3 protein-coding genes are annotated in these 2545 nt (G+C 65.9%); 2 read left to right on the top strand and 1 reads right to left on the bottom strand.

The annotated features are described in order from the left end of the window. The coding region (gene ychF / locus ACXJKR_RS29570) for a redox-regulated ATPase YchF (protein ID WP_457325884.1) at positions 1-1031 on the bottom strand (1031 nt) is incomplete at its 3' end. A gap of 137 nt (positions 1032-1168) precedes the next feature. Between ychF and ACXJKR_RS29565 the strand changes: the two genes are divergently transcribed. Together ACXJKR_RS29565 and ACXJKR_RS29560 are read left to right on the top strand one after the other, a co-directional pair. Next, positions 1169-2290 (top strand): FAD-dependent monooxygenase, encoded by a 1122-nt coding sequence (locus ACXJKR_RS29565; RefSeq protein ID WP_457325883.1) that lies wholly within the window; start codon positions 1169-1171, stop codon positions 2288-2290. A gap of 21 nt (positions 2291-2311) precedes the next feature. After that, on the top strand, positions 2312-2545 hold a 234-nt coding region (locus ACXJKR_RS29560), incomplete at its 3' end, for a disulfide isomerase DsbC N-terminal domain-containing protein (protein WP_457325882.1).

The raw sequence follows: 2545 nt of genomic DNA, 5'->3' as shown, positions 1-2545 counted from the left end.
GCGCGCATCTTTCCCGCGTCCTTGGCGCCCTGCTCACCGCGGTGTTTGATGAAATCGTCATAGGCAATCGTCTGCGCCCGGATGTAACCGCGTTCGAAGTCGGTGTGAATGACCGCGGCGGCTTGCGGGCCGGTGTCTCCGATGTGGATGGTCCACGCGCGCACTTCCTTCACACCGGCGGTGAAGTAGGTCTGCAGGCCCAGCAGCTTGAAGGCGGCACGAATCAGGCGGTTGAGACCGGGTTCATCCTGGCCCATCTCGGCCAAGAACAGGGCGCGATCCTCGTCTTCCATTTCGGACAGCTCCGACTCGGTCTTGGCGCAGATCGCCACCACCGGCCCGTTCTGGGCCGCTGCATATTCCTTCAGGCGGTCAAGGAACGGGTTGTTCTCGAAACCGTCTTCCGAGACGTTGCCAACAAACATGGCCGGCTTGGCCGTGATCAGGCATAAGGGCTTCAGAATGACCAGTTCTTCCTTGCTGAAGTTGATGGTGCGGACGGGCTGAGCCTGGTCCAGTGCGGCTTGGCACTTCTCCAGCACCTTGACCAACGCGATGGCTTCCTTGTCACCGGCGCGAGCGACTTTGTTATAGCGGTGCAGGCTCTTCTCGACGGTGCCGAGGTCAGCGAGGCAGAGCTCAGTCTGGATCACTTCGATGTCCGAGATCGGGTCGACCTTGCCATTCACGTGGATGACGTTGGGGTCTTCGAAGCAGCGCACGACATTGACGATGGCGTCAGTCTCGCGGATGTGGGACAGGAACTGGTTGCCCAGGCCCTCGCCTTTGCTCGCGCCAGCGACGAGGCCGGCGATGTCGACGAACTCGACGACGGCGGGCATGACGCGCTCGGGCTTGACGATTTCGGCCAGGGCCGCGAGGCGGGGGTCGGGCAGTTCGACGATGCCGACATTGGGCTCGATCGTGCAGAAAGGATAATTCTCAGCCGCGATGCCGGCTTTGGTCAGGGCGTTGAAGAGCGTGGACTTGCCGACATTGGGCAGGCCCACGATGCCGCATTTGAGGCTCATGGCGGGGGCTTTCCGTAGGGGAGGGCGGGCGACGGCAGGCCGACGCCGAATCGGGGATTTTAGTCGGCCGGCGCTGTCGACTCCTTCGGGCCGGCCCAGCTGGCGATGCGGGCATCACCGCTGCCTACAATTGCCCGATGCAAAGCGTGGATGTGTTGGTCAGAGGACGGGGGGCGGTCGGTGGCAGCCTCGCGCTCAGCCTGGCTGCTCAGGGGCTGACCGTGGGCATGACCGGCGCGCCGGGAACGCCTCGCGCCGACGACGTGCGGACCTATGCGCTCAACGCCGCCTCGGTCGCCCTGCTGACGGAGCTGAAGGTCTGGGACAGCTTGCCCCCTGACGCGATCAGTCCCGTCTACGACATGGTCGTCGGCGGTGATGCCGTCGCCAACCAGCCTGCCGGCCGACTGAGCTTCTCGGCATGGCAGCAAGGCCTGCGTGAGTTGGCCGTCATCGTCGACGCCGCCGCGCTGGATGCGCAGCTCGCGACGGCCCTGCGCTTCTCTCCTCATGTTCATAACGTCGCGGATAACACCTCGGCAGCGCTGATCGCCCTTTGCGAAGGTCGCGAATCGACCGCGCGCGCCGCGCTGGGCGTCGACTTCAAGCTCAAGCCCTATGGCCATCGCGCGCTGGCCGCAAGACTGAAAGCCGATCGGCCCCATCAGGGTGTCGCTCGCCAGTGGTTTCAGCCGGGTGGCGAGGTGCTGGCCCTGCTGCCTTTCGAGAAGCCGGCGCTTGGTGCGTCTTATGGCCTGGTCTGGTCCTGCGCTGAGGCGCGGGCCGAACAACTGCAAGCCTTGCCGGCCGCCGAATTCGAACGCGAACTCAATGCTGCCACTGGTGGTGCTGTGGGCGAGTTGGGCCTCGGTAGCGAGCGATCGAGTTGGCCGCTGGCTCTGGCCCGCGCGGATGCCGTCAGCGGCCCGGGTTGGGTGCTGCTGGGTGATGCAGCTCACATCGTTCACCCGCTGGCAGGCCAGGGATTGAACCTCGGTCTGGGCGACGTCGCCGCGCTTGCCCACGTGCTGGCTGCGCGCGAGTCCTGGCGCCCCCTCGGCGACGAACGCCTGCTGCGCCGCTATGCCCGCGAGCGCCTCGCGCCGACGCTGGCGATGGGCGAGCTGACCGACGTGCTGCAGCGTCTCTTCGCCAACTCTTCCCCCGCCGTCCAGAGCCTGCGCAACCGCGGCTTGGATGCGCTCAACCAACTCACCCCCGTCAAGCGCTGGCTGACCCAGCGCGCCCTCGGGCTCTGAACCCCAACCGGCTCTCCCATCGTGTCCTCTACGTTCCTTCGACTCCTGGCCGGCCTGCTTGTTGCCATCAGCCTTCCCGCGCTGGCCAACGACGCCGTCATCCGCAAGGCCCTTGCCGAGCGCATGCCCAACGCGCCCAAGGTCGACGAGATCCGCCCGGCCCCCATGCCCGGGCTGTGGGAGGTCCGCATCGGCAATGAGGTGCGCTATACCGACGCGACCGGCAGCTTCCTCATCGAAGGTGAGCTCTACGAC

Source organism: Roseateles sp. P5_E11, from assembly GCF_054049355.1.
This window is presented reverse-complemented; position numbering and strand designations above follow the sequence as displayed.

Coding starts and splice junctions, on each gene's coding strand:
- ACXJKR_RS29565 (WP_457325883.1), top strand. CDS start 1,169: ATGCAAAGCGTGGATGTGTTGGTCAGAGGACGGGGGGCGGTCGGTGGC.